Here is a 26977-nt window from a genome sequence, read left to right as displayed (position 1 = left end):
TCAAGGCCGCAGCGCGCCCATCGCCGACTGCAACACCCGCTCCAAGCCGGCAGCGTCGTAAGAACGACCACTTTGTGCCGACAGGCGTGGCAACAAGGTCGCCAGCGCTTCGCCCAGGGCCGGCTTTTGGCCCGCTTGCAGCGCATCAAAGAAAACTGCCACCGCGCGCGCAAATTCGGCCTGCGCCTGCTGCTGCTTTTCAAAGTTATGCAGATTGTCAAAAGCCCAGGTGATCTTGCTGCAGAACAGGGCCAGCAACTTGCGCTGCGCATCCACCAGCGGCCAGGGCGCAGACACCAGGATGACGAACTCATGGCCCTGCGGTGTGGCCACGAACAACACATCCAAAGGGTGTTCAAAATGGCTTTGATGATTGGCGAAGGCCTGCACCGTGGCCGCGGCAGCGGGCGCAGGCACCTCGCTCATTTGGCTGATGCCGGCATAGCTGCCGGTCGCCGCCATCACGACCGGGGCGAGTTCGCCTTGCAGACCGGTCTGGCGCAGGCAGATCACGCCCTCGGCACCGACGTCCAAGATCGCGCTGATCTGGTTCAGCACACCGGAGGCAAACTCGCGCAGAGAACGCACATGGTAGAGGTCGCTTGAGGCATCCAGAATGCGCTCCAGGCCACGCCGGTTGCGCTCGATCAGCACCAGGCTCTCATAGGTGCGCAGCGAGGCGATCACCGTGGTGAAGAGCTTTTGCTGGCTCATATCGGTCTTGCATTTGTAATCGTTGATGTCGTACTGGACGATCACATCGCTCTCCGGCGCCTGGCCGGGCTGGCCGGTGCGCAGCACGATGCGGGTCAAATGGTTGCCCAAGTCCTCGCGCACCTGCCTGGCCATGCGCAGGCCGGCGTCGTCGGTCTCCATCATCACGTCGAGCAAGATCAAGGCAATATCGGGCTCGCGCCGCATCGTCATCACGCCCTCCAGCGCCGAATGGGCCGACAGCATTTGCAGCTTGCGGCCCTTGTAGCTGACCGACATCAGCGCCAGCCGGGTGGATGAGTGCACATCCGGCTCGTCATCAACGATCAGGACGCGCCAGGGCGCGGCTTCGAGCGGATTGCTTTTTCCGGCTGTGCCGGGCTCGGGCGCATCGTCCAGCAGCCACATTTCATCGGCCGGGTTCGGTTCATTGGCTTGACTCATGAGCGCGTTTCTTCCCTGCTGAAGTGGGGCATTAGCCCAGGCTGCTGATCTTGGGCGCCACCCTGGGCAGGCTGATCAAGAATTTCGTGCCCTGGCCGAGCTGGCTCAACAAGCGCACTTGGCCGCCCAAGGTGTTGGTGATCAGGTTGTAGACGATATTCAGGCCCAGGCCGCTGCCCCCCGCATGGCGCTGGGTGGTGAAAAAGGGGTCGAAGACTTGACCCAGATGCTCGGGCGCGATGCCGCGGCCTTGGTCGGCAAACTCGATCTCCAGCATCTCGCCACTCTGGCTGATATCGATCGTGACCACGCCAAGCGCCGTGCCCTCATCAAAAGCATGGCGCTGCGCGTTAAGCAGCAAATTGGTCAAGACCTGCGAGAACGCGCCGGGGTAACTGTCCATTTCCAGACCCTCGGGGCAGCGCAGCTCAATCTGCATAGGGCGGCGCTTGAGCTCGGCACGCAGGCTCACGAGCAACTCCTCGATGTAGGCGCGCACAGCAAAGCTGCGCCGCGCCTCGCTGGTCTGGTCCACCGCCACTTGCTTGAAGCTGCGCACCAGATCGGCCACCTTGTGGGCGTTGGCGCTCAACAAGGCGCTGCACTCGGCCGCTACCTGCAAATACTCCTGCAAGTTTTGCTTGCGCAAGCCGCCGCCCTCCATTTGCAGGGTCACCTCTTGCGTGGCTTTTTGCAAGGTGGTGGCGCAGGTCAAGGACACGCCCACCGGCGTGTTGATCTCATGCGCGACGCCCGCCACCAAGCCGCCCAGGCTGGCCATGCGCTCGGACTGCAAAAGCAGCTCGGAGGTTGCCGCCAGCTGCGTGAACACCTGCTCGGTGGGCCGCAAAACGGCCCGGCGAATCATGACGTAGAAGATGCCCATGCCGCCGATCAGCCCCAGCATCAAGCCGACCAAGGCCACCCGAACGGCCTGCTGCGCGCTGCGCTGGGCTTCGCGGTCGGCCAGCTTGGCGCGCTCGGCGGCGCGGTCGGAAATCGCATCCAGCGCCGCAAGCAGGGGCCGGTCGGCGCCGCGCACCAAGGCATCGGCACCTTGCGGGCGGAATCCATCGGCCTCAAAACGCTGCCTCGCCTGCTCGTAAGCTTGGCTCAGCGTCTGATGCGCTTGCAAGGCGGCGTCAATGGCCTCGCTGTCAGAAGTATGCTGCTGGCCCGCTGCCCGCAAGGCCTGCAGCCCCGCTCGTACGGCCTGCTCCCGGGCCAACACCGCCTCCCAGAGCTGGGCTGCCTCGGCGCTGCTAGTGCTGCGCAGCAGCAGGTTCTTCCATTCCTGAACCTGCCATTTGAACTCGACCGCCACGTCCAGCATCCGCTCGGCCCGCTCATGCTCGGGCAAGGCTTCGGCGCTGTAGCGCTCCAGCGCGCGCCATAGCCCATGGCCACCATAGAAGGTGAAGCCGGCAATCAGGGCGAAGGCCAGGGCCGCGATCAGAAGCAGGTCGCGGAAGATGCGCTTGGCGCTTTGGCTCATGGGCGCCTTGAACTGGCTGCAGCGCTGATTACAGCTTGAACACCGCCACCGAGCGCGCCAGTTCGTCCGCCTGTACTTGCAAGCTCTGCGCAGCAGCGGCGGACTGCTCCACCAGCGCGGCGTTTTGCTGCGTCATATTGTCAAGCTGCGTGATGGCCATGCCGATCTGCGAGATGCCCGAGCTTTGCTCGCCGGTGGCGTGGCTGATTTCGGCAACGATGGCGCCCACCCGGCCGATCGAGGCAATCACTTCTTGCATGGTGTCACCGGCCCGGCTCACCAGCACAGCGCCCGCCTCAACGCTCTCGCCGCTGGCGGTGATCAAGCCCTTGATTTCTTTGGCGGCCTCGGCACTGCGCTGCGCCAAGCTGCGCACCTCGCTGGCGACCACCGCAAAACCGCGCCCTTGCTCGCCGGCGCGGGCAGCCTCCACGGCCGCATTCAACGCCAGGATATTGGTCTGAAAAGCGATGCCGTCGATGGTGGAGATGATGTCGCTGATCTTGTTGGAGGAGGCGCTGATTCGGCTCATGGTCTGCACCACCTCGCCCACCACGGCGCCGCCGCGCTGAGCTACCTGGGCCGCGTCGACCGCCAGTTGGTTCGCCTGCCGCGCTGAGTCGGCGTTATGCCTGACGCTGGCGGTCAGCTCTTCCATCGCCGAGGCGGTTTCCTCCAAGTTGGAGGCCGCTTGCTCGGTGCGGTGGCTGAGGTCATGGCCGCCCGCCGCAACCTCGGCGGAGGCGGTGGCAATGCTGTCGGTGGCATTGCGCACATTGCCCACCACATCACGCAGAGAGGTCTGCATCGCCTTGACGCCCCGCAGCAGATCACCGGTTTCGCACTTGCCATGCACCACAATGTTCTCGCTCAAATCCTGACCGGCAATGCGCTCGGCCGACTTTTGAACCTCGGTCAAGGGCTGCAAAATCGAGCGCAAATTGAAGAAGGTGTAAACGCCAATCACCAGCACACCACCGAGCAAGACAAAGATCAGGCTGCGTCGAATCGTGACCTCATTGGCGGCAATGGTCTCCACCTCATGCAATGCATCTTTGTCGATCGAGGCCACCATCTCTTCCAGCTTGGCCTCCATAGGCCGGATCGCCTTTTTGGCGGCGCCCAGAGCTTTGTTCGCGCTGGCAGGATCGGCAAAGGCTTTTTCCCCCAGCTTGCCCATAAAGCTCTCCATCTCGCCTTTGTAGGACTTCATCCCGCTGTTGATGTCGCGGAGTTCGTCTTGCACGTCTTTGGGAATGTCGAGTTTGTTCAACTCCTGCACGGCTTTGTCCAGCGCCACATAGGTTTTGGTCCAATCTGCACGGTACTTATCGACCGCGGCGGCGTCATCGAGATTGAGCGCCATGTCTTTTTCATAACGGCGCAAATTGCCGGCCTCGGCGCGAATCTTGGAGGTCAGGGCGAGCGACTGATTGTCGTTATCCACAAAATGCTTGAAGGCACTCTTGGCCTCGTTCAGGCTGTACAAGCCGGTCAGGCCGACGACCAAAAGCACCAAAATGGAAATACCGGCCAGGGCATACAAACGGGCACGCACGGTGAAATCTTGCAGATTCATGTACACCACTCCTGAAGGGGAAAACTCCGTGGCTCAATATATTTGATTCACCAATCGCACGGAAGAGGCTTGGCAAAATAACTTTGCAAAGTTATGTGCTCAACACCGGCAGGGCAAGACCTGACCCTGTTCGGCGAATTCAAAGCCTGAACACCGCCACCGACTTGGCCAAGTCCTCGGCCTGCACCTGCAGACTCTGGGCTGCTGCGGCCGACTGCTCGACCAAGGCGGCGTTTTGCTGCGTCATGGTGTCGAGTTGGGTGATGGCCGTGCCGATCTGGGCAATGCCGGTGCTCTGTTCGGCCGTCGCGTGGCTGATTTCGGCCACGATGGAGCTGACCCGGCTAATCGAGCCGATCACCTCTTGCATGGTCTGCCCGGCGCGCTCGACCAACAAAGCGCCGCTGTCCACCGCCTCGCCGCTGGCGGTGATCAGGCCCTTGATCTCCTTGGCCGCCTCGGCCGAGCGCTGCGCCAGGCTGCGCACCTCGCTGGCCACTACCGCAAAGCCGCGCCCTTGCTCGCCCGCACGGGCCGCTTCCACCGCCGCATTCAGCGCCAGGATATTGGTTTGAAAAGCAATGCCGTCGATGGTGGAGATGATGTCGCTGATCTTGTGCGAGGAGGTGCTGATGCGCTTCATGGTGTCGACCACCTCGCCGACCACCGTGCCGCCGCGCTCGGCCACCTGGGCGGCGTCCACCGCCAACTGATTGGCTTGACGGGCCGAATCGGCATTGTGTTTGACGCTGGCCGTCAACTCCTCCATCGCGGATGCGGTTTCTTCAAGACTGGATGCGGCCTGCTCGGTGCGGTGGCTGAGGTCGTGCCCACCGGCGGCCACTTCGGCCGAGGCGGTGGCGATGCTGTCGGTGGCATTGCGTACATTGCCGACCACATCACGCAAAGACGTTTGCATGGCCTGCACGCCACGCATCAAATCACTGGTTTCGCTGCGACCCTGTGCATGAATCCTCTCGCTCAAATCTTGGGCGGCGATGCGCTCGGCCGAGCGCTGCAAATCCTGCAAGGGCTGCAAGATGGAACGGATATTGAAAAAGGTGAACACCCCTATCAACACGATCGCGAACAATGCCGCCGCGATCAAAATGCTGATCTTGCTGTCTTGCTTGGCCAGCGTCAAATTCACGGCGGCAACGCCCGCCTTGTCCAAGGATTCCACCATTTCTTTCAACTTGCTCTCGATCGGCCGGACAGCTTTTTTAGCCCCATCCAGCGCTTTGTTGGCGGCCTCCGGGTCTGCGTAGGTCTTGGCCCCGACTTGCTGCATAAAGGCTTCCATTTCGCTCTTGTAAGCACCCATCAAGGCCTCAATCTCGCTGTCGAGGCGGCGCGTCTCGGGCTCCAGATCCAGCTTGGACATATCGTGTAAGCCCTTGACCGTTGCCACATAGGCGCCGGCCCAATCCTCGCGGTACTTTGAAATCAACTTGTCATCGGCCAGGTTGATCACCATGTCTTTCTCGAAGCGGCGCAGATTGCCGACGCTGGCGCGCACGCCCGAGACGAGGTTCAAGGCGGCATTGTCATCATCGGCGAAATGCACAAAGGAGCTGCGCGCGTGGTTCAGGCCATAAAGGCCAGTGCCGGCCACAACAGCCAGCATCAGCATGGCAAAGACAGCCAAGGCATACAAACGGGCGCGCACCGTGAAATTCTGCAGATTCATATGCAAACCTTCGTGAGGACTTGATCGCTGACTATAGGGCGTACCCCAAAGCGCCCAAACTACATAAAGGCCAGATTTGCGCCCCATTTGGCCCACCTTCAACAAGGACCGGCAAGCCAACGCATACCACTTGCATACCCCCTCAAATAGGGGGTACCCCCCGATTCACGGGGGGCAAGAAGCGACTGCCCTCCCTAGAATCGCGCCAAGCCAGGCAAGGGGCTCAAAAACGGTTAGATCAACCACCACTCTCCGAGGGACAGAATATGAAGAGCAATTATCTGAATCGCCAAGTTGGTATTAAATTGGCATCTTTAGTCGCAACAGCGCTGTTGAGCCTGTCGGCACAAGCCGCCGTCATCAACCTGGGCGCCGCCCAAGGTTACAGCGGCTTCTTTTTCGGCGATGTGAATGCCGCGTCTGACGTTGAAGGCCGCTTGGCTGTCGGCGGCAACCTGACATCGGGCTTCGATGTGGGCTATCGCAATGCCTACGGTTCGTCCGAGCCGTCGCTTGTGGTCAAGGGCAATGTTCGGATGAAGAATGACAACGGCTACGCTGCAGGCACGATTTACAACGGCCCCAAGTACTACGTTGAAAACACCAACTCCACCATCGGCCCCGCTGCCGCGCCTTGGGTTACCGCCCAAACGAAGCTGGGCAATATTGTCTACGGCGGCCAACTCGACGCACCGGGCTGGAACCAATACAACACAGCGACCAAAAACGCAAACTACATCGATTTTGCGGCCGCCAAGACTCAGCTGAGTGGACTGTCAACGCAACTGGCGGGCATGGCTCAAACCGCCGGCGGCGGCTGGAAGTTTGAGAACGATGGCCTGAAGTTGACCGGTGACGGCACAGACAAGCCCCAAGTGTTCAATGTCGGCAACACCGAGCTGAAGAACATTTCCTTCGCCAACATCGGCGCCAAGGCCGCTGTAATCATCAACAGTACGCTGGGCAACGCCGTCTTCAGCGGCGATGTCGGCGGAGACAAGGCCGACAGCCCTGACGCTATTGCACAACACCGCGATCGCATCATCTTCAACTTGGTGAACGCAACTGCAGTCAACATCTCGACCTTTGTGAACGGCGCAGTGCTGGCCATCGGCGCTAACGTGATCGGCTCCGGCCATCTGGAAGGCACCCTGATTGCCAATTCCCTGAGCAAGGGCCCTAACGGCAAGGTCGAGTTGGGCTACGAGCCCTTCCACGGCTTCACCACCCCCGTGCCAGAGCCTGTCACTTATGTAATGATGCTGGCTGGTCTGGGCGCCATTGGCTTTGCCGCCCGTCGTCGCAACAAGGGCTGAAACGCCTGCTTTGCATGAAAAAGGCTCCCGAGGGAGCCTTTTTTTGTGGGCCTTGAAGTCTGGGCCTCAGCGATCGCGCCGACGCCGCAGCCATAAGAAAGCTGCGCCCCCTGCGGCTAAGGCAGCAGCGCCCGCCATCAAGGCGTTGAACCAGCGCTGCCCGCCGTCACGTTCGGCCAGCTTGGCTTCGAGCTGTGCCAGCTCCAATTTCAAGCTTTGGTGGTCCGCCTGCAGCGCGCTGAACTGTGCCTGCGCCCGTTGCAGGCGCTCGGGGCCGTCTTGCGCCATCAGCAAATCAGCCGCGCCTGCGGCACGGCCGACGTCGATGGCCATCAACAAACTGGCGCCGGGTGCATCGGGACGCACATAAAAGGGCTGGTCTTTGACCGCTTTCACCGGTTTGCGTGCGCTCAAGCCCATCGTGGCCGACCCGTCAAGATCGCTGTCAAAGCGCCAGCGCAGCCCGTTCGCTTCGGCATCCGCCAGAGTCAGCGGCGGCAGGCTTGCATCGCCCAAGCGCAACAAACTCCTGGCTTGCGCTGGCCGCCGCTCGGTGCGGACCTTGGGCAGAGGAGCCGGCTTGGGCGCGGCATGCGGCCGAGCCCCTTCGTCGACCAAGTTGAGGAGCTCGGTGTGAGGCTGCTGTGTCGAGACGGTCCTGAAACCACCTGCCGGCGGCGCCATGCTGTGCACGGGGTCCACCAAGGCCATCACTTGCTGAGCCGGGCAACCGAGGGTGAGCACCAACACAGGCTCCACCATCTCCAGCCTGGAGCGCACCCAGATCAGCGCCGAGTGCGCGTCGGCACCTTTGAGCAAGGTTTGCTGCACGTCAATCGCGGCCTGCGGGCCGTCACCGGCCTCGACCTTGAGCTTCAGGCATTCCAGCGCTCGCGCCTCACCGGGCGACCAGCGCACGGGCAACTGCAATGACAGCGGCTGCCCCAGGCCGGACAACATTTGCGCAGCCCCCAACTCCAGGCCCTGAGCGGCCGACCAGTTGCCCAGCGCCAGGGCTCCGCATATCAGGCGCGCGCCACCGAGCTTGGCCCATGCTGCGGATTGGGAAATCAAAGCGGGGCAGCGATCCATGCAGGCGCGTAGAGTGATCAAGGCTGAGGGAAACATCATGGAAGACACCGTTCGGTGCGGCCCATGTCCGGCGGCCACTCTAGCATGAGGGCTGGCCTGCGCCGAGCAAGAAGGCTTGATGCTTGCACCCAAGCGGCCCCGTACAATCGAAGCAAATCATTTCAGCCGCGCCATGACTCCATTCACAGCAGTGACGACTCCTTTCTCGCTCCGCTCCATTTGCCTGGCCGCAGCGCTGTTGATGGGCTCCGCGCTGACCCTGGCCGATGAGGTCAGCGATGTGCAGGCCATCTTGGCCAGCGGCAAAACGGCCGAGGGGCTGAAGAAGGTCGATCAGCTCTTGCTGGCCAAGCCGAATGACCCGCGCCTGCGCCTGCAGCGCGGCATCGCGCTGTCGATGCTGAACCGGCAAGGCGAGGCGATTGGGGTATTCCAAAAGCTGATCGAAAGCCACCCCGAGCTGCCCGGCCCATACAACAACTTGGCCGTGCTTTACGGCAATCAGGGCGACTATGAAAAGGCTCGCCAAGCCCTGGAGTTGGCCATCCGCACCAACCCGACCTATGCGACCGCCTTCCAGAACCTCGGCGATGTCTACGCAAGACTGGCCGGTCAGGCCTATAAGAAAGCGCTGGCCCTGGATAAGTCCGACGGCAGCCTGCCGCTGAAGCTGGCCGTGGTGCAAAACGTGTTCGAAGCCAGCGTTGACCCGCGCGCGAGCAAGGCTGCGGCGACTCCTGCACCAGCACCTGCTCCAACGCCTGCTCCGGCACCCGCATCGGCGGCAACGCTTGTGGCGGCAGCGCCGCTTGCGCCGCCGACCGTGGCGCCTGCGCCGAAGCCCACTCCAACTCCCGCGACGCCGCCTGCTATCGCGCCCGCTGTTGCGCCCGCCGTGGTAGCAAAGCCGGCCGACTCGGCCGTAGCGCTGGCGCCGAAGCCGGCTCCGGCACCCGCACCTAGCGCCAGCGCGCTCGCTGCCGCCAAGCCTGCCGCCGCAACGCCTCCCGTCGCTGCAACGGCAGCGCCGGCGCCGGTCGTGGCCAAGGCCGAACCCGCTCGCCCCGATGCGGCCGAGCTGGACAAGCAAGCGGTCGAGAAAGCCTTGCGTGACTGGGCCAAGGCCTGGAGTTCGCGCAATATGGTGGCCTATTTCGACGCCTATGCCCCCGACTTCAAGGGCAAGGCGCCCAGCCGCAAGGTCTGGGAGCAGGAGCGCCGCGACCGCATCACCGGCAAGAAGAAAATCACCGTCACCTTGTCTGATCTGCGCATCAAGGTCAGTGGCAACAAGGCCACAGTTCGCCTGCGTCAAGACTACAACTCGGATGCATTGAGCGTGAAGAGCAGCAAGAATATAGAGATGGTGAAAAACAAGGCCGGTGATTGGCAGATCACGCAAGAGGCATCGAACTGATTTCCAAATTTTTTGTGCATGCTGTGAGCGATATGAACGACAGGCAACCAAGTCCAGACTGCAAGGCCAGCGTTGAGGCCAAAGCCGAGCGGCAGGAGCCCCTGCGGGCGGGTGCAGCCCTGGGCATGGTGGGCAATGTCAAGCCGGTGGTGCTGGCCTCGCTGGGACTGGCGGCCGTTTTGGGCACGGTCGGCTTTGTATTCGCCAAGGTGGACTTCAATGCGGGCACATCCAACCTCAGCTTCCCCTTGCCTTCAAGCCAGCCCCTGCCGGCGCATGCCTCGTCCAAGAGCAGCCCGGCCGAGCGTTTGATTCAGACTGAAATCGACGGTCATACGCCAGAGGGTCAGCTCATCCTCGCCTACCAACATCTGGCGCGTGGCAATGAAACGCAAGCCTTCAGCACCGCCGAGCAGTTGGTCCAGCGCCAACCGGACTTTGCGCTGGCCCAACTCCTGTACGGGGACTTGCTGCTGGCCCGCAGCGGCCGCCCGGAGGCGGCTACGCAAGTACCGCAGGCAGGTGCAGCCAGCGGCGCCGCGGCTGTTGCCGCAGCAAGCAGCATCGAAGGCCTGCGCGCCGAAGCCAAACTGCGCCTAGCCGCGTTGGTGGAACGCCCGCCGCATAACGCCCTGCCTCGACAGCTGCTGAACTTGACACCAGGCGTCCGCCATGCCGTCGTGGTGGACACCAGCCATGCCCGCCTGTATCTGTTTGAGAACGGTGCCGACGGTCTGAAGCTGCTGCGCGACAGCTATGTGTCTATCGGCAAACTCGGCACCGGCAAACTGCAAGAAGGTGATCAGCGCACACCGCTGGGCATCTATCACGTCGGTGTGCGGCGCGACGAGGCGGCAGCCCGTTATGGCGCGGCCGCTTTGCCCCTGAACTACCCGAGCGAATACGACCGCGTGCTAGGCCGTGGCGGCAGCAGCATCTGGTTGCATGGCGAGCGCGCCGGCAACTACGCACGCGGCCCGCAGTCCACCGATGGCTGCATCGTGCTCAGCAATGACGAAATGCGCTCACTCGCCGATATCGTCGCCGCGCGTGAAACGCCGGTGGTGATTGTTGAAAAAATCGAGTGGGTGGACCGCAAACTGGCACTCAAGGCGCCGGCCGACAATGGCTTTGAGCAGGCTTATCAAGCCTGGCAACAGGCCCGCCTGAGCCAAGACGCGGTCAGCTTGCGCGGTTTTTACGAGCCAGGTCTGGAGCGGGGCTCGGACAGCACTGCCGCCCGGCTGGACGCCAATCTGGCCCGCATGGCCAAGCAAGAGCTGCCGGTGCAGAGGCTAGAGCGCTTGAGCAGCCTGCCCTGGCCCGACGCGCCGGGCGTGAAGATCGTCACCTACCGCGAGCTGAGCCCGGGCGGCGGTGCACCCAAGCTCAAGCGCCAATACTGGCGCGAGAAAGATGGCCACTGGACGATCTTTTTCGACGGCTTGGTCAGTTGACTTTCTCGGGCGCAGCGGCCGGCGCCGGTGAACTGGGCAAGGCGCCCTGTCGAATGCCCACCACCGCGATTTCCACCCGGCGATTGGGCTGCAAGCAGGCAATCAGCGCCAGCACCTGCGCCCGAATGGTTTCGGCGCGACGCCAAGACAGGTGGTCGTTGTCGGCAGCGCCGCCGAGATGGTCGGTATGGCCAATCACTTGAATGGGGGATGCGGATGAAATCTTGGACTACCAGGAGGTAGGTCATGTATTAATACGAAGACCGGATTCGAGCAGTCGAGCTGTACATCAAGCTCGGCAAGCGCATCCAGGCGACCATCCGTCAGTTGGGATATCCGACAAAGAATTCCCTGGCAGGCTGGCACCGGGAGTACGAGCAGCATCACGACCTGGTACGAGTCCCCGCGCCTAGGAAGCACAAGTATTCGCAAGTCCAAAAGGAGATGGCCGTCCGGCACTACCTCGACCATGGTCACTGCATCGTGCACACCGTGAAGGTACTGGGATATCCCTGCCGGGATTTGCTAGCTACTTGGATCGGCGAAATGCATCCTGAGTTGAGGGTGCAGGTTGTTGGCAGGCCCGATCAATCGGCCCCGCGCCCTCAGGCGCTGAAGCACGAGGCCGTCATTGCGCTGTGCACTCGTGAAGGAAGCGCTGAGGCCCTGGCCCAAGAGTTTGGCGTCTGCAGGCCGACCTTGTACAACTGGAAGAACCAGCTACTTGGTGCCGATATTCCTGCATCCATGAAACGTCACCGCGATTTGCCTGCAGCCCCTGAGCGGCAGGAACTAGAGCGCCAGATCGAAGAGCTCCGGCGCGACATACGGCGCTTGCAGCTTGAACAGGACCTTCTGAAGAAGGCGAATGAACTCATAAAAAAAGAAGAGGGCATCAGCCCGCAGCATCTGACCAATCGGGAAAAGACGCTGCTGGTTGATGCCCTTCGGCAGACGTACACGCTGGCCGAACTTCTTCGTGAGGTCGGTCTGCCTCGCAGTTCTTACTTCTATCACCGCGCCCGGTTCGACATCGCCGACAGGTACGTCGAGGTGCGCCGCACCATCACTGAGATCTTCGAGCGCAACCACCGGTGCTACGGCTACCGCCGAATGCAGGCATCGCTGAACAAGCAGAGCGTCAATATCTCGGAGAAGGTGGTGCAGCGCTTGATGAAGCAGGAGTGCTTGGTCGTCGCGAAACCGAAGCGTCGGCGGTATGGCTCCTACTTGGGTAAGATCAGCCCAGCGCCGGAAAACCTCATCAACCGCGACTTCCAGGCTGCCGCGCCGAACATGAAGTGGCTCACGGACATCACTGAGTTCCACATCCCTGCCGGCAAGGTCTACTTGTCACCCATGATCGACTACTTCGATGGCATGGTCATCAGCTGGTCAATCGGCACGCGCCCTGATGCTGAACTGGCCAACTCCATGCTGGATACAGCCATCGAGTCTGTCGCATCTAGAAGCGAACGACCTGTCTTGCATTCCGATCGCGGCGCTCACTATCGCTGGCCTGGTTGGCTATCGCGCATTGCCAACGCTGGGCTGACACGCTCGATGTCACGCAAGGCATGCTGCGCGGACAACGCAGCGTGCGAGGGCTTCTTCGGCCGCCTAAAAACCGAGCTGTTCTACCCTCACAACTGGCAGTCTGTTTCCATCGAGCAATTCATCCAAACGCTGGATTCGTACATCCGGTGGTACAACGACAAGCGGATCAAGATGTCACTGGGATCTCTCAGCCCGGTCGAGTATCGTCGAAGCCTCGGACTCATTGCTTAACCAGTCCAAGATTTGCGCCGCCCCCCCCCCCCCCCGCAGAGGGTCAGAAATTGTCGCCAGCACGCAGACTAGACAGACCGGCCAAAAGCACCTGGAAAGCCGGTCTTTATTGGCAGTTCGAGCAAGGCAGCGCCGATGATTCGCACCCAATGCCTTGGTGCCACCGTGAGCAAAAAGGGGGCTCGACTACAATCCCCCACCTTTTTGCCCCGTTCATCCCTTCAACAGCCACTGGAAAATACCATGTACCGCTGTGCCCAATCCCTGGTCTCGTGCGCCTTTGTTATAGCAACGCTGACCGTCAGCGCCCCGGCCCTAGCGCAGACCCATCGCCCTTTCCCTGCGCAGGCCTTGCGCGGCGACTTGGTGATTTTGCAAACGCCTGATGTCAGCTTGAACGGCCATGCCGCCAGGCTCGCCCCCGGTGCCCGCGTTCGCGGCGACACCAACCTCTTGCAGCAACCGGCCTCCTTGAGTGGCGTCAAGCTGACCGTCCATTACACGCTGGACCCATCGGGGCTGCTGATGGATGTCTGGGTGCTGAACCCGGTCGAATTGGCCAACAAACCTTGGCCACGCAATCTGCAAGAAGCCGAAAGCTGGTCCTTCGATCAGGCTTCTCAGGTCTGGACCAAGCGCTAGCCACAGCCAAAATCTTCATTTTTCACTTGCGGTCGGGCCAAGCGCCGGGCCGCCCCAAGCCGGCCCGCATCCCCTCGGGAGATAGTCCGGCCCACTCACCGAACGAGCGACACCATGTCCAAAAAAGTCTTCATCAAAACCTTCGGCTGCCAAATGAACGAGTACGACTCGGGCAAGATGGCCGACGTGCTGGGCGCGGCCCAAGGCTACGAGAAAACCGACGATGTCGAACAAGCCGATCTGATCCTGTTCAACACCTGCTCGGTGCGTGAGAAGGCGCAGGAGAAGGTCTTCTCCGACCTCGGCCGCGTCAAGCATCTGAAGGCGCGTGGGGTATTGATAGGCGTCGGCGGCTGCGTGGCCAGCCAGGAAGGCAATGCCATCATCGACCGCGCACCCTATGTGGACTTGGTCTTCGGCCCGCAAACCCTGCACCGTCTGCCGCAGATGATCAAGGCACGCCAGGATGAGTTGCGCCCGCAGGTCGACATCAGCTTCCCCGAGATCGAGAAGTTCGACAATCTGCCGCCCGCCAAGGTCGAAGGCGCCTCGGCCTTTGTTTCCATCATGGAGGGTTGCTCCAAATATTGCTCCTACTGCGTCGTGCCCTATACGCGCGGCGAAGAGGTGTCGCGACCCTTTGACGACGTCTTGACCGAGATTGCCGGTCTGGCCGATCAGGGCGTGCTGGAGATCAATCTGCTGGGCCAGAACGTCAATGCCTATCGGGGCAAGATGGGTGACTCTGGCGAGTACGCGGATCTGGCCCTGCTGCTGGAATACGCGGCCGAGATCCCCGGCATTCAGCGCCTGCGCTTCACGACCAGCCACCCTAACGAGTTCAGTCAGCGGCTGGTGGATGCTTACGCCAAGATTCCGCAGCTGGTGAACCATCTGCATCTGCCGGTGCAGCATGGCAGCGACCGCATCCTGATGGCCATGAAGCGCGGCTACACCGGCATCGAGTTCAAAAGCACGATCCGCAAGCTGCGCGCGATCCGCCCCGACATCCGCATCGCCAGCGACTTCATCATCGGCTTCCCCGGCGAGACCGAGGACGACCACGCCAAGCTGATGAAACTGGTCGACGAGGTCGGCTTCGACGCGTCCTTCAGCTTCATCTACAGCCAGCGTCCGGGCACGCCGGCGGCGAACCTGGAAGATCTGGTCACCTATCAGGTCAAGCTGCGTCGCTTGCAGGAGTTGCAGGACGTCATCGAGGCCAATACCCTGGCGATCAGCCGAACCATGGTGGGCAAGACCCAGCGCATCCTGGTGACCGGCAATGCACGCAAGGATGCGTCCGAGCTGATGGGCCGCACCGAATGCAACCGCATCGTCAACTTCAAGGGCCATCCCCGCTTGATGAACAAGCTGGTGGACGTCAACATCACCGAGGCTTTCGCGCATTCGCTGCGCGCCGAAGTCTTGACCGTGGAGGACGCTGCTATTTCGGCAGCCTGAGCTGTCTGAGCTGCAGCGCCCATTGCGGCAAAGCAACGCCCAAGAGCATCAAGCCATAGCCCAGCATCTTGCCGTCGCGGCCCAGCAGCACCAGGGCAAGCAGCAGCCCCAAGCTGCCGCCGACACCGCCCCACAAGGCCAAGCGGCGCCAAGCGATTGCGCGCAAGGCTTGGCGCCACAGCAGCTTGGCAAACATCGCCAGCAAGGCAGCCACGAACCAGGCCGGAGCAAAGAGGTTGGCAAGGTGCCAAAAGGCGTCGAGCGGATTCACGTGGGGCGATGCCTTGGGAATACAGAAACAAGTGGGATTGCCGAATACTTGATGCAAGTCAAGTCTAGCCACGGCGCAACAATCAATCCGGCGCCGCGCTGTTTGAAACTCAATTTTATAATCCGTCCATGACAGTGTTTGCCCTAGGCTTGAATCACAACTCCGCGCCGCTGGATCTGCGCGGGCGTTTCGCATTCTCGCTGGAGCAACTCGCACCCACACTGCATGGTTTTCGTGACCAGCTCTTGGCAACCAAGCTGGGCAAATCCGGGCCCGAGGCGGCGATTCTGTCGACCTGCAATCGCACCGAACTCTATGTCGCCGGCAGCCAGGGCATGGTGCAGCCGGCCGTGGACTGGCTGGCTCGTATCGGCGGCGTCAGCAGCGCCTCGCTGATGGATCACGCCTATGTGGTGGAAGGCAGTGCAGCGGCCCGCCATGCATTTCGCGTCGCCAGCGGTTTGGACTCCATGGTCTTGGGCGAGCCGCAAATCCTCGGCCAGATGAAGCAAGCGGTACGCGAGGCCACGCAGGCCGGCACCGTCGGCTCGACCCTGCATCAGCTGTTTCAGCGCGGCTTTTCGGTCGCCAAAGAGGTGCGCAGCTCGACCGAAATCGGCGCGCATTCGATCAGCATGGCGGCCGCCTCGGTACGCTTGGCCGCGCAGCTGTTTGAAGACCTGAGTCAGATCAAGGTGCTGTTTGTGGGTGCGGGCGAAATGATCGAATTGGTCGCCACCCACTTTGCCGCCAAGACGCCGAAGGCGATGGCGGTCGCCAACCGCACGCTGGAACGCGGCGAAAAACTCGCCGGTCGCTTGGGAGCCGAAGCGATTCGCTTGGCCGACCTGCCGCAGCGCCTGCACGAATTTGACGCGGTGATTTCTTGCACCGCCAGCAGCCTGCCCTTGATCGGCCTAGGCGCCGTCGAGCGGGCACTCAAAGCCCGCAAGCACCGGCCCATGTTCATGGTCGACCTGGCGGTGCCGCGCGATATCGAGCCCGAAGTCGCCAAGCTCGATGACGTTTATCTCTACACCGTCGATGAGTTGGCGGGTCTGGTGCAGTCGGCTGGCGAGAAGCGTCAGGCCGCCGTCGCGCAGGCCGAAGCCATCATCGAAACCGGCGTGCAGAGCTTTGTGCATTGGCTGGGTCAACGCAATACCGTGCCCTTGATTCAGGCCTTGAACGCGCAGGCCGATGACTGGCGCGAGCATGAAGTGGCACGTGCGCGCAAGCAGTTGGCGCGCGGCGCCAATGTCGACGAGGTGCTGGAAGCCTTGTCGCGAGGCCTGACGCAAAAGATGCTGCACGGCGCCTTAGCCGAGTTGCATGCCAGCGACGGCGAGCAGCGCGTGCAATTGGCACAAACCGTCTCGCGGCTGTTTTTGCGCAGCAGCAGCCGCAATCCGGCGGAAACTCCCAGCGAGCATTAGCGGCGCGGCGCTCAACGCCCTACCGGCCTGCCTATTGCGAGCCGGCCTTGCCGCCTCCCGCTGAAAGTTCTCCCCCATGAAAGATTCACTGCGCCAGCAGTTTGACCGCCTCGGCTACCGCCTGAGCGAGCTCGACACCATTTTGAGCGACGGCAGCGTTGCCGCCGATATGAAGCGTTATCGGGCGCTGACCAAGGAGCAATCCGAAGTCGCCGAGCTGGATGCGCAATATCGCCAATATGTGCAGCGCGAGGCCGATCTGGCTGAGGCGCGGCTGCTGCTCGATGATCCTGAGATGGCAGAAATGGCCGCCGAGGAAATCAAGGCGGCCGAGGTCGACCTGGCGCGCCTGCACGCGGCTTTGCAGCTGGCCCTGGTGCCGCGCGACCCGGATGACGACAGGCCGGCCTTTCTGGAAATTCGCGCCGGTGCCGGCGGCGATGAGTCGGCGCTGTTTGCCGCCGATCTGGCCCGCATGTATCTGCGCTATGCCGAACGGATGGGTTGGAAAACCGAGATTCTGTCCAGCAGCGACTCCGATCTGGGCGGCTACAAGGAACTGGTCGTGCGCATCGAGGGCGAGCGCGTCTACGGGCGGCTGAAGTTCGAGTCCGGCGGCCACCGCGTGCAGCGCGTGCCGGCGACCGAGTCGCAGGGCCGCATCCACACCAGCGCCTGCACGGTGGCAGTGATTGCCGAGCCGGACGCGACCGAAGAGGTGACGCTGAACCCGGCCGACCTGCGCATCGACACCTACCGCGCCAGCGGCGCCGGTGGCCAGCACATCAACAAGACCGACAGCGCCGTGCGCATCACCCATGTGCCGACCGGCTTAGTGGCCGAATGCCAGGACGACCGCAGCCAGCACCGCAACAAGGCCAAGGCGATGCTGGTGCTGGCGGCTCGGGTGCGCGACAAGGACCGCGTTGCCCGCGAGGCGCAAGACGCCGCCAACCGCAAGAGCCTGATCGGCACAGGTGACCGCAGCGACCGAATCCGCACCTACAACTTCCCGCAAGGCCGCCTGACCGACCACCGCATCAACCTGACGCTGTACAAGCTCGGCGCCATCATGGACGGCGATCTGGACGATGTGGCCGCCGGCTTGCAAGCGGCACAGGCCGCCGAGCAACTGGCCTTGCTGGAAGAAGGCCGGACATGAGCCCCCGCCCGGCCGCCCCGAAGGGGGCTCGCACCGCAGTGCGCAGCACGGAGGCCAAGCAATGAACGTACCCGCCGACGTGCGCTCGGCCTTGAGCCTGGCACGCTCGCTCGGGCTTGATAGGCTGGACGCACAACTGCTGCTGGCCGCAAGCCTGAAGCAAAACCGCGCCTGGCTGATCAGCCATGACGACGCGCCGCTGGCGCCGGCGCTGGCCGCCACGCTGGTCGAGCAAATGACACAGCGCGCGGCCGGCATGCCCTTGGCCTATTTGCTCGGGGAACAGGAATTCCACGGCCTGCGCTTGACCGTCACCCCGGACACCTTGGTGCCCAGAGCAGATACCGAGACCCTGGTGGACTGGGCACTCGAGTTGCTGACCACCATGGGCGGCGCGCCAAGCCTGGTTGACCTGGGCACCGGCAGCGGTGCGATTGCGCTGGCCATCAAGGCCAGCTTTCCCGAAGCCGTCGTCAGCGCGGTCGACCTTAGTGCAGCGGCCCTGGCGGTGGCGCAAGGCAATGCAAAACGGCTGAATCTGGATGTGACTTTTCACCAGGGCGACTGGTGGCAGCCCTTGGCCGGCCAGCGCTTCGATGTCATCGTCAGCAACCCGCCCTATATCGCCGGCGGCGACCCGCATCTGCCGGCGCTCAAGCACGAACCCATCGGCGCCTTGACGCCCGGCGGCGACGGCTTGTCGGACCTGCAGCAATTGATTGAAGGTGCGCCCGCGCATTTGCTGCCCGGCGGCTGGCTGCTGCTGGAGCATGGCTATAACCAAGCGCCTGCAGTGGCCGAGGCCTTGCGTGCAAGGGGTTTTGCCGAGCTGGGCTTGCGCCGAGACCTCGGCGGCCAGCCGCGTGTCAGCGCTGGCCGTTGGCCCATTTGATCGGCACAACAGAATGTGTATTTGTTGGTAATTTGATCTCCACAGCGTTCAGTTGCGGGCGTAGCATGGACTCAGTCCCATCGCCGCAGGAGAACGCTATGAGCTTCGCAAGTTTTACTCCAAGTGCTGCCGCCTTCGCTTTGTTGGCGGCCCTTAGCGTCAATTCTTGGGCAGTCGACCTGGGCCAAAACCCGGCTCAGGCTGTGCCCAGCTGGCAGGCCAGACTGCAGCTGAGCAGTCTTGAGCCTGTACCGGCCGGCTATTACGAGGCGCAGCACTACACCGGCTCCCGCCTGCTGAGCGCCAATCTCTTGGGCGACTATTACTTGACCGGATCAGGTCTGAATGGCGTGCAGGGCGGTTTGCGCGCCACCGGTGGCCTGATGCTGGGCTCACTCTCGCAAAGCAGCGCTAGCCTGGCTCTAGGGGCGAACAGCGGCGGCGGGCAGTATTGGTCGGTGGGCCAACGCAGTATCAGCCTGCTCTCACCACTGATTGATGCCAACGACCCCTACGGCTCGATGTCATATCTTGGGATTGGCTACACAGGCCAATCCTTGAAGGGTGGCTGGGGCTTCAGCGCCGACCTCGGCCTGGTCAACGGCAGTGCGACCAGCGGTCTGCGCCTGGGCAGCAACCGCAGCCAAGGTATGGAAGATCTGCTGCGCGATATGCGCTACCGGCCGGTACTGCAGCTCGGCCTGTCCTACAGTTATTGAGCTCTTTCGGGCCGCAGCCGATAGGCTCGGCCCGGCTCGTCGATAATCGCGCCTGAGATTCCACTTTTTGGCGAGATAGCAAATGAGCGACGTGCAGCAACGTATTGACGACTTGGTGAAGAACAACCGTGTGATGCTCTTCATGAAGGGTTCGGCCCAGTTCCCGATGTGCGGTTTTTCCGGCCGCGCGATCCAGATCCTGAAGGCCTGCGGCGCCACCGATCTGAAGACCTTCAATGTGCTGGACGACGCCGAAGTGCGCCAAGGCATCAAGGACTACGCCAACTGGCCGACCATCCCCCAGCTCTACATCAACGGCGAATTCGTCGGCGGCTCGGACATCATGATGGAGATGTACGAGTCTGGCGAGCTGCAACAAACGCTGGACGCGAAATAAGTCAGCCCTGCGTGACGGCATCCCCCCAACAGCGGCTGGTCGTCGGCATCACCGGCGCGACCGGCGCGGCCTACGGCCTGCGGCTCTTGCGGCGCGGCCGCGAGCTTGGCCTCGAGACTCATCTGATCGTGACGCCGGCCGGCGTGCTGAACGCCCACCATGAGCTGGGTCTGAGCCGCCATGAGCTGGAGCAAGAAGCCAGCTTTTGCTACGCGCCCGGCGATGTCGGGGCCTGCATAGCCAGTGGCAGCTTTGCGACCGCAGCGATGGTGATCGCGCCCTGCTCCATGAAGACGCTGGCCTCGGTGGCCCATGGCTTTGGGGACAACCTGCTCACACGCGCGGCCGACGTCACGCTGAAGGAGCGCCGCCGGTTGATTTTGATGGTGCGCGAGACGCCCTTCAATCTGGCACATCTGCGCAATATGGTGGCCGCGACCGAGATGGGCGCCATCATCTTCCCGCCGTTGCCGGCCTTTTATCACCACCCGAAAAGCATCGAAGAGCTGGTCAACGAAAGTGCCGAGCGGGTGTTGGAGTTGAGCGGCGTGCTGGGTGCGCGGCCGCAGGCCTGGGCCGGCTTGAACAGCAAGAGCTGAGTTCAGCTCTCGCCTGGGGCGAGCCATTGGCGGCGGGCGCCAAACACCGCATTCGGGTACTCGGGCCGGCCACGGCTGCCGTTGTAGCGCCCCAGCGCCAGATACATATCACCCTTCTCGCGGTCCAAATAGTGACGCAAGATCACGCAGCCAAAGCGCAGATTCGTCTGCATATGGAAGAGCCGCGAGGCCTGGCCGTCACCGATCAACTGGGCCCAGAACGGCATCACCTGCGTGTAACCCCGAGCACCGGCGCTGCTGATGGCGTATTTGCGAAAGCCGCTCTCTACTTGCACCAAGCCCAGCATCAAGCTGGGGTCCAGGCCAGCCCGCTTGGCCTCGTACCAAACCGACTCCAAGAATTCGATGCGCGTTTGCACCTCGCTCTTGCGGCTTTTGAGCTTTTCACTGGTGGCGCCCAACCAGCGCAAATAGGCCAAGCGCGCCTCGATATTGTCGAACCGCGGCTTGGGGGGCGCACTATAAGCAACCGCCGCCGTCAAGGCCGAACGCACAGCGTCGGCCAGCGGCTCCTCGACCTGCGTGCCCGCTTGGCTGAGGCGCGGCAGGCCTGTCCCAGCCAAGGCAAGGGCAGCGCCGCCCAGCAGGCTGCGCCGCTGCAAAGCCAGCAGCTTCAAGGCTTGAGCTTGCCCTTCAAATGGGCAAGCACGTCAACCAGCGCCAGCTTCGAGGCCTCGGCGTCACGCCGGCCTTGATATTCGACCTGACCCTCTTTCAGCCCACGATCGGAGATGACCACGCGGTGCGGCACCCCGATCAGCTCCCAGTCTGCAAACATCGCGCCGGGGCGCTCGCCACGGTCGTCCAGCAGCACGTCGACGCCTAGCGCCTGCAAGTCATCATGCAGCTTGTGAGCGGCCGCCTTGACCTCTTCGCTGCGGTCCATGCCGATCGGGCAGACGACCACGCTGAATGGCGCAATCGCGTCCGGCCAGATGATGCCGCGCTCGTCATGGCTTTGCTCGATGGCAGCGCCCAAAATGCGCGTGACGCCGATGCCGTAGCAGCCCATTACCATCAGCTGCGGTTTGCCGTTTTCGTCCAGGAAGGTGGCCTTCATATCGGCCGAATACTTGGTGCCGAGCAAGAACACATGGCCAACCTCGATACCGCGCTGAATCGCCAGCACGCCTTTGCCGTCCGGTGAAGGATCACCGACCACCACATTGCGCAGGTCGGCGATCAAGTCAGGCTCGGGCAGATCGCGGCCCCAGTTGGCGCCGGTGAAGTGGTAGTCCACTTGATTGGCGCCGCAGACGAAGTCGCTCATCATGGCAACGGTGCGATCGGCGATGACCTTGACGGGTTTAATCAAATTGATCGGGCCCAGATAGCCAGGCTTGCAGCCGAAGTGATCCTCGATCTCGCCAACAGTGGCGAAACGGAAGCCTGCTTTCAGCCCGTCGACCTTGCCGGCCTTGACCTCGTTCAAGTCATGATCACCGCGCAGCAGCAAGAGCCACACAGTCGACTTGATGATCTCGCCCTTGTCGTTCAACTCATCGGTGGCCAAGACCAGGGACTTGACCGTCTGTGCCAAAGGCAGGGCCAACAAGGCCGCAACATCCTCGCAAGTGCTCTTGCCCGGTGTGGCGGTCTTGGTCAAAGCCTGGGCAGCAGCCGCGCGCTCGGTAGCCAAGGCCACGCCTTCGGCCAACTCGATATTGGCGGCGTAATCGCTGGTCGGGCAATAGACGATCGCGTCTTCGCCGGTGTCGGCAATCACCTGGAACTCATGCGAGATTTCACCGCCGATGGCGCCTGTATCGGCGGCGACCGCGCGGTATTGCAGGCCGAAGCGATCGAAGATGCGCTGGTAAGCCGCATACATGCCCTGGTAGCTGACGGTTGCAGCGGCGACATCACGGTCGAAGGAATAGGCATCCTTCATCGTGAATTCGCGACCACGCATGACGCCGAAGCGTGGACGGCGCTCATCCCGGAACTTGGTCTGGATGTGATAGAAATTCTTCGGCAATTGCTTGTAGCTGCGCAGTTCTTGGCGGGCGATGTCGGTCATCACCTCCTCGGAAGTCGGCTGGATGATGAAGTCGCGGCCATGGCGATCTTTCACGCGCATCAGCTCGGGGCCCATCTTGTCGAAACGGCCGGTTTCTTGCCACAGCTCGGCCGGCTGCACCACCGGCATCAACAACTCGACCGCACCGGCGCGGGTCATTTCTTCGCGGATGATCGCTTCGACCTTGCGGATAACGCGCAAGCCCATCGGCATGTAGTTATAGATGCCGGCGCCGATACGTTTGATCATGCCGGCTCGCATCATCAGTTTGTGGCTGACAACTTCGGCATCGGCGGGTGCTTCTTTGAGCGTGGAGACAAAAAACTGACTGGCTTTCATGGCGCTTAGCAAGGCTCGGCCGCAAAGGCCAAGCAGGGTTTGGTGAGTGAGGGTTAGCGATGAGGCTGCCGAAGAGGCAACCCAATGCAATAATTGACACAACTAAAGATTCGAGGTTGATTATGCTCGACCGTGACGGCTTCCGCCCCAACGTCGGCATCATCCTGCTCAACCACAGGAATGAAGTGTTTTGGGGTAAGCGTATCCGCACCCATTCCTGGCAGTTCCCGCAAGGGGGCATTAACTATGGTGAAACGCCTGAGCAGGCGATGTTCCGTGAGCTCCATGAAGAAGTGGGGCTTGTTCCTGACCATGTGCAGATCATCGCGCGCACGCGCGATTGGCTGCGCTATGAGGTGCCCGACCACTTCATCAGACGCGATGCCCGAGGGCATTACCGCGGTCAAAAGCAGATTTGGTTCTTGCTGCAATTGATGGGTCGCGACAGCGATATGAATTTGCGCGCCACCAATCACCCTGAGTTCGACGCCTGGCGTTGGAACGATTACTGGGTGCCTCTTGAAGCGGTGATCGAGTTCAAGCGCGGGGTCTACGAGAACGCCCTGACCGAGTTGGCGCGCTATTTGCCGCGCATCAACCATCACAACCGCTATCTGCGCGGCGGTATGCGGCCGCATTCGCATCGCGGCGACCATGGACAACAAGCTGAGGCAATAGCGCCGGCGAAGGCTGAGCCTGAGCAAGAACAGTTGCCGCCTGCTGGCTCAAGCGAACCGCCGATACGCCCCTGACAGACCCAAGCGATCAACCGAGCAAGACCAAATTGTCCCGGTGGATCAGTTCGGGTTCGGCCGTATAGCCGAGCAAGCGCTCGAACTCGCTCGACGGTTTACGCATGATCAGGCGAGCTTCTGCGCTGGAGTAATTCGTTAGCCCTCGGGCCAGCTCGCGCCCGGCGTGGTCGCGCACCGCGATCACATCGCCGCGCTGGAAGTCGCCCTGCACCTCGTGCACGCCAATCGGCAACAAGCTCTTGCCCTCGCCCTGCAGCTTGGCCGCCGCGCCGGCGTCGATGTTGACGGCTCCGCGCATTTGCAGATGATCGACCATCCACTGCTTGCGCGCAGCCAACTTGGGCGTGGTCGCCAGCAAGGCCGTGCCTATCGCTTCGCCGGCCAACAGGCGGATCAACACATCAGGTTCGCGCCCCCATGCGATCACCGTGTTGGCGCCGCTGCCGGCCGCACGCTTGGCGGCCAGAATCTTGGTGATCATGCCGCCGCGGCCCAGGCTTGACCCCGCTCCGCCGGCCATCTGCTCCAGCTCGGGCGTGCCCGCCACCGCTTCGGCAATGAAGCGGGCTTGCGGATCGCGCCTGGGATCGGCCGAGTACAAGCCTTTTTGATCGGTCAAGATGATCAAGGCGTCAGCTTCGATCAGATTGGCGACCAAGGCGCCGAGGGTGTCGTTGTCACCGAACTTGATTTCGTCATTGACGACGGTATCGTTCTCGTTGATGACCGGCAGCACGCGGTGCTGCAGCAAGGTCAGCAGGGTCGAACGCGCATTCAGATAGCGTTCGCGGTCGGCCAGGTCAGCATGAGTCAAGAGCACTTGCGCGCTGCCCATGCCCTGCTCGCGCAGCTTGCTCTCATACATCTGAGCCAAGCCCATCTGACCCACCGCCGCAGCAGCTTGCAACTCATGCAATTCTTTGGGGCGCACGGCCCAGCCCAAGCGCTTCATGCCTTCGGCGATGGCGCCGCTCGACACCATCATCAGCTCGCGACCGTCACTCGCCAAGGCGGCCAACTGACGGCACCAATTCCCGATCGCATCGGCATCGACGCCGCGACCTTCATTGGTCACCAGGCTGGAGCCAACCTTGACGACAATGCGCCGAGCGCCCGCGAGCGCGCGGCTCATTCCGCCTCGTCGGCAGGCGCCGCGTTGACGGGCTTCCCTTCAGGGAAACGCGGATCAACTTCAACAATCACCTTGTGCGCTGTCGCCACATGGTCATAGATGGCATGGATCAGCGGTTGGCAACCATCGCGGGTCAGGGCCGAGATTTCGAACACCGGGCCCTTCCACTTGTAGCGCTTGACGAAGTCCTTGACACGCTTGGCGCGCTCCTCTTCAGGCACCATGTCCAGCTTGTTAAGCACCAACCAACGCGGCTTGTTGTACAGCTCCTCGTCGTACTTCTTCAGCTCATTGACGATGGCCTTGGCCTCGACAACCGGGTCCACCGACGGATCAAACGGGGCCAGATCAACCACATGCAAGAGCAGCCTGGTGCGCTGCAAATGACGCAGGAATTGATGACCCAGACCAGCACCTTCAGAGGCTCCCTCGATCAGTCCAGGGATGTCGGCGACGACAAAGCTCTTCTCCGGCCCCACACGCACCACACCCAGATTCGGGTACAGCGTTGTAAAAGGGTAATCGGCAATCTTGGGGCGGGCGTTGGAGATCGCCGTGATCAAGGTGGACTTGCCTGCGTTGGGCTGGCCCAACAAGCCAACGTCAGCCAGCACGCGCAATTCCAGCTTGACCTTCTTGGCCTCGCCGGGCCAGCCCGGCGTCTTTTGGCGCGGAGCACGGTTGGTGCTGGTCTTGAAATGCAGATTGCCAAAGCCGCCATCGCCGCCCTTGGCCAACAAGATCTTCTCGCCCGGCTCAATCAGCTCGGCGATCACGGTGTCGGTTTCCAGGTCTTTGACAATGGTGCCGACCGGCATGCGCAGAATGATGTCATCCGACGCTGCGCCGTATTGGTCGGAACCCCGACCGGCCTCGCCGTTACGGGCCTCGTGGCGGCGCGCGTAGCGGTAATCGATCAAGGTATTGAGATTGCTGTCGGCCACGGCAAAGACGCTTCCGCCTCGACCACCATCGCCGCCGTCCGGCCCGCCAAACGGGATGAACTTTTCACGCCGAAAGCTCGCACAACCGGCACCACCATTGCCGGCCACGATGTCGATGGTGGCTTCGTCTATGAACTTCATAATGCTTTACGCCCTTTGAGGCTGATGTTAAGGCAAAGCGGCGCTCGTCCAGGGGGACGAACACAGGCCTTGCTGCAGCCTCAAAAAGCAAAAGCCCCGGCTAGGCGGGGCTTTTGCGTCACCTGATGCAAGCGGTCGGCTGCTGCCCTCCGCTTGCGGTGCTCATCGGCTATCTAAGTTTAGACAGCGGTGACAAAAACCGTCTGACGGCTCTTCTCACCCTTGATGGCGAACGACACTTGGCCGTCGATCAAGGCAAACAGCGTGTGGTCCTTGCCGATACCGACATTGGTGCCGGGATGGAACTTGGTACCGCGCTGGCGCACGATGATGGAACCTGCCGAGATGGATTGGCCGCCATAGACCTTCACACCGAGCATCTTAGGTTTGGAGTCGCGGCCGTTTCGTGTTGAACCGCCGCCCTTTTTCTGTGCCATGGATTATCTCCTTGAACTGTTGGCTAAAAAGTCAGCTCTCGATCAGCCGTTCACCGTGCTGATCAACAGCTCGGTATACGTCTGGCGATGGCCTTGACTCTTCTTGTAGTGCTTACGACGGCGCATCTTGAAGATGCGCACTTTGTCGTGCTTACCGTGAGCCACAACAGTGGCATTGACGCTTGCGCCAGCAACCAAGGGAGTGCCAACCTTCAGATCCGCGCCGCTACCAACGGCGAGAACTTGGTCGATCACAATCTCTTGGCCAACATCCGCAGCAATCTGTTCTATTTTGATCTTTTCGCCGGCAGCAACTTTATATTGCTTACCGCCGGTTTTTATGACCGCGTACATATCAGCCCTTTCAATTAAACCACCCGTAAAGCTTGATCGGCTCTCAAAGCCGAAAGCCCACAGGCCTCAACCCCGCACCTTTCCAAAAGGCGCAGAGCCAACGAGTTTAGCACGGAAGCGGAATTTCGACAAGCTGCGCTCGCGCAGGACATTTTTGTTGCAACGCTGAAGCACAATCCACGCCACGCGCAGCCCGCCTTCACTCGGGCTGCTCCCTATAATGAACGCTTCATTCAACTGAGATCCGAGCGTGCACGCTG

26 protein-coding genes are annotated in these 26977 nt (G+C 61.9%); 13 read left to right on the top strand and 13 right to left on the bottom strand.

Going from position 1 to position 26977, the window contains the following annotated elements:
* From LNV08_RS00455 to LNV08_RS23005, 4 genes are all read right to left on the bottom strand, one after another.
* On the bottom strand, positions 1-1158 hold the full coding sequence (locus LNV08_RS00455) for a DUF3369 domain-containing protein (protein ID WP_263531689.1): 1158 nt from the start codon (positions 1156-1158) through the stop codon (positions 1-3).
* A 31-nt stretch (positions 1159-1189) separates the two neighbouring features.
* A complete protein-coding gene (locus tag LNV08_RS00450) occupies positions 1190-2653 on the bottom strand; it encodes a sensor histidine kinase (RefSeq protein WP_263531688.1) in 1464 nt (487 codons plus the stop codon).
* A gap of 28 nt (positions 2654-2681) precedes the next feature.
* On the bottom strand, positions 2682-4232 hold the full coding sequence (locus tag LNV08_RS23010) for a methyl-accepting chemotaxis protein (RefSeq protein ID WP_318014073.1): 1551 nt from the start codon (positions 4230-4232) through the stop codon (positions 2682-2684).
* A 139-nt stretch (positions 4233-4371) separates the two neighbouring features.
* Positions 4372-5922, bottom strand: coding sequence for a methyl-accepting chemotaxis protein (locus LNV08_RS23005; protein ID WP_318014072.1), 1551 nt, complete (start codon positions 5920-5922; stop codon positions 4372-4374).
* A 266-nt stretch (positions 5923-6188) separates the two neighbouring features.
* Between LNV08_RS23005 and LNV08_RS00425 the strand changes: the two genes are divergently transcribed.
* A complete protein-coding gene (locus LNV08_RS00425; RefSeq protein WP_263531687.1) occupies positions 6189-7238 on the top strand; it encodes a choice-of-anchor A family protein in 1050 nt (349 codons plus the stop codon).
* 66 nt (positions 7239-7304) lie between these two features.
* Here LNV08_RS00425 and LNV08_RS00420 read toward each other — a convergent pair whose 3' ends face one another.
* Positions 7305-8369, bottom strand: coding sequence for a hypothetical protein (locus tag LNV08_RS00420; protein ID WP_263531686.1), 1065 nt, complete (start codon positions 8367-8369; stop codon positions 7305-7307).
* Positions 8370-8502: 133 nt separating this feature from the next.
* On the opposite strand from LNV08_RS00420, the gene LNV08_RS00415 reads away from it, so the two are divergent.
* Positions 8503-9747 (top strand): tetratricopeptide repeat protein, encoded by a 1245-nt coding sequence (locus LNV08_RS00415; protein ID WP_263531685.1) that lies wholly within the window; start codon positions 8503-8505, stop codon positions 9745-9747.
* Between the two features lie 32 nt (positions 9748-9779).
* Entirely contained in the window at positions 9780-11204 is a 1425-nt protein-coding gene (locus LNV08_RS00410) for a L,D-transpeptidase family protein (RefSeq protein WP_263531684.1), read from the top strand.
* On the opposite strand, the gene LNV08_RS00405 is transcribed toward LNV08_RS00410, so the two are convergent.
* Positions 11197-11403 (bottom strand): hypothetical protein, encoded by a 207-nt coding sequence (locus tag LNV08_RS00405; RefSeq protein ID WP_263531683.1) that lies wholly within the window; start codon positions 11401-11403, stop codon positions 11197-11199. The genes LNV08_RS00410 and LNV08_RS00405 overlap by 8 nt on opposite strands.
* A 68-nt stretch (positions 11404-11471) precedes the next feature.
* Between LNV08_RS00405 and LNV08_RS00400 the strand changes: the two genes are divergently transcribed.
* The 3 genes from LNV08_RS00400 to miaB all read left to right on the top strand — a co-directional run bounded on the left by LNV08_RS00400 (position 11472) and on the right by miaB (position 15098).
* Positions 11472-12992, top strand: coding sequence for an IS3 family transposase (locus LNV08_RS00400; protein ID WP_263532276.1), 1521 nt, complete (start codon positions 11472-11474; stop codon positions 12990-12992).
* 243 nt (positions 12993-13235) lie between these two features.
* Positions 13236-13634, top strand: a complete 399-nt coding sequence (locus LNV08_RS00395; RefSeq protein ID WP_263531682.1) for a hypothetical protein — start codon at positions 13236-13238, stop codon at positions 13632-13634.
* Between the two features lie 114 nt (positions 13635-13748).
* A complete protein-coding gene (miaB, locus tag LNV08_RS00390) occupies positions 13749-15098 on the top strand; it encodes a tRNA (N6-isopentenyl adenosine(37)-C2)-methylthiotransferase MiaB (RefSeq protein ID WP_263531681.1) in 1350 nt (449 codons plus the stop codon).
* On the opposite strand, the gene LNV08_RS00385 is transcribed toward miaB, so the two are convergent.
* Positions 15082-15369 (bottom strand): hypothetical protein, encoded by a 288-nt coding sequence (locus LNV08_RS00385; RefSeq protein ID WP_263531680.1) that lies wholly within the window; start codon positions 15367-15369, stop codon positions 15082-15084. The two genes, miaB and LNV08_RS00385, sit on opposite strands and share 17 nt — an antisense overlap.
* A gap of 128 nt (positions 15370-15497) precedes the next feature.
* Here LNV08_RS00385 and hemA point away from each other — a divergent pair, with 128 nt between their 5' ends.
* The 6 genes from hemA to LNV08_RS00355 all read left to right on the top strand — a co-directional run bounded on the left by hemA (position 15498) and on the right by LNV08_RS00355 (position 20574).
* Complete coding sequence (gene hemA, locus LNV08_RS00380; RefSeq protein ID WP_263531679.1) at positions 15498-16805, top strand: glutamyl-tRNA reductase; 1308 nt, start codon at positions 15498-15500, stop codon at positions 16803-16805.
* A gap of 76 nt (positions 16806-16881) precedes the next feature.
* Complete coding sequence (gene prfA, locus LNV08_RS00375) at positions 16882-17967, top strand: peptide chain release factor 1 (RefSeq protein ID WP_263531678.1); 1086 nt, start codon at positions 16882-16884, stop codon at positions 17965-17967.
* 61 nt (positions 17968-18028) lie between these two features.
* Positions 18029-18859, top strand: a complete 831-nt coding sequence (gene prmC, locus LNV08_RS00370; RefSeq protein ID WP_263531677.1) for a peptide chain release factor N(5)-glutamine methyltransferase — start codon at positions 18029-18031, stop codon at positions 18857-18859.
* A 98-nt stretch (positions 18860-18957) separates the two neighbouring features.
* Complete coding sequence (locus tag LNV08_RS00365; protein WP_263531676.1) at positions 18958-19578, top strand: hypothetical protein; 621 nt, start codon at positions 18958-18960, stop codon at positions 19576-19578.
* An 82-nt stretch (positions 19579-19660) separates the two neighbouring features.
* Positions 19661-19975, top strand: a complete 315-nt coding sequence (grxD, locus tag LNV08_RS00360; RefSeq protein WP_263531675.1) for a Grx4 family monothiol glutaredoxin — start codon at positions 19661-19663, stop codon at positions 19973-19975.
* An 11-nt stretch (positions 19976-19986) separates the two neighbouring features.
* Positions 19987-20574 (top strand): UbiX family flavin prenyltransferase, encoded by a 588-nt coding sequence (locus LNV08_RS00355; RefSeq protein WP_263531674.1) that lies wholly within the window; start codon positions 19987-19989, stop codon positions 20572-20574.
* A gap of 2 nt (positions 20575-20576) precedes the next feature.
* Here LNV08_RS00355 and LNV08_RS00350 read toward each other — a convergent pair whose 3' ends face one another.
* Positions 20577-21212, bottom strand: coding sequence for a lytic transglycosylase domain-containing protein (locus tag LNV08_RS00350; protein ID WP_414858658.1), 636 nt, complete (start codon positions 21210-21212; stop codon positions 20577-20579).
* Positions 21209-22954: a proline--tRNA ligase gene (locus LNV08_RS00345; RefSeq protein ID WP_263531673.1), complete on the bottom strand. Its 1746-nt coding sequence runs from the start codon at positions 22952-22954 to the stop codon at positions 21209-21211. Before LNV08_RS00345 ends, LNV08_RS00350 begins: the two co-directional genes overlap by 4 nt.
* A gap of 122 nt (positions 22955-23076) precedes the next feature.
* Here LNV08_RS00345 and LNV08_RS00340 point away from each other — a divergent pair, with 122 nt between their 5' ends.
* Positions 23077-23706: an RNA pyrophosphohydrolase gene (locus tag LNV08_RS00340; RefSeq protein ID WP_263532274.1), complete on the top strand. Its 630-nt coding sequence runs from the start codon at positions 23077-23079 to the stop codon at positions 23704-23706.
* 13 nt (positions 23707-23719) lie between these two features.
* Here LNV08_RS00340 and proB read toward each other — a convergent pair whose 3' ends face one another.
* From proB to rplU, 4 genes are all read right to left on the bottom strand, one after another.
* The gene (gene proB / locus LNV08_RS00335; RefSeq protein WP_263531672.1) at positions 23720-24841 is read right to left on the bottom strand and encodes a glutamate 5-kinase; all 1122 of its coding nucleotides are present in this window, start codon (positions 24839-24841) and stop codon (positions 23720-23722) included.
* Positions 24838-25926: an Obg family GTPase CgtA gene (gene cgtA / locus LNV08_RS00330; RefSeq protein ID WP_263531671.1), complete on the bottom strand. Its 1089-nt coding sequence runs from the start codon at positions 25924-25926 to the stop codon at positions 24838-24840. The genes proB and cgtA overlap by 4 nt, the downstream gene beginning before the upstream one ends.
* A gap of 179 nt (positions 25927-26105) precedes the next feature.
* Positions 26106-26363, bottom strand: coding sequence for a 50S ribosomal protein L27 (gene rpmA, locus LNV08_RS00325; protein ID WP_263531670.1), 258 nt, complete (start codon positions 26361-26363; stop codon positions 26106-26108).
* A gap of 42 nt (positions 26364-26405) precedes the next feature.
* Positions 26406-26717, bottom strand: coding sequence for a 50S ribosomal protein L21 (gene rplU / locus LNV08_RS00320; RefSeq protein ID WP_263531669.1), 312 nt, complete (start codon positions 26715-26717; stop codon positions 26406-26408).
* Positions 26718-26977: the final 260 nt, after the last annotated feature.

It is taken from the genome of Paucibacter sp. TC2R-5 (assembly GCF_025717605.1).
GTDB lineage: Bacteria > Pseudomonadota > Gammaproteobacteria > Burkholderiales > Burkholderiaceae_C > Paucibacter_A > Paucibacter_A albus.
This window is presented reverse-complemented; position numbering and strand designations above follow the sequence as displayed.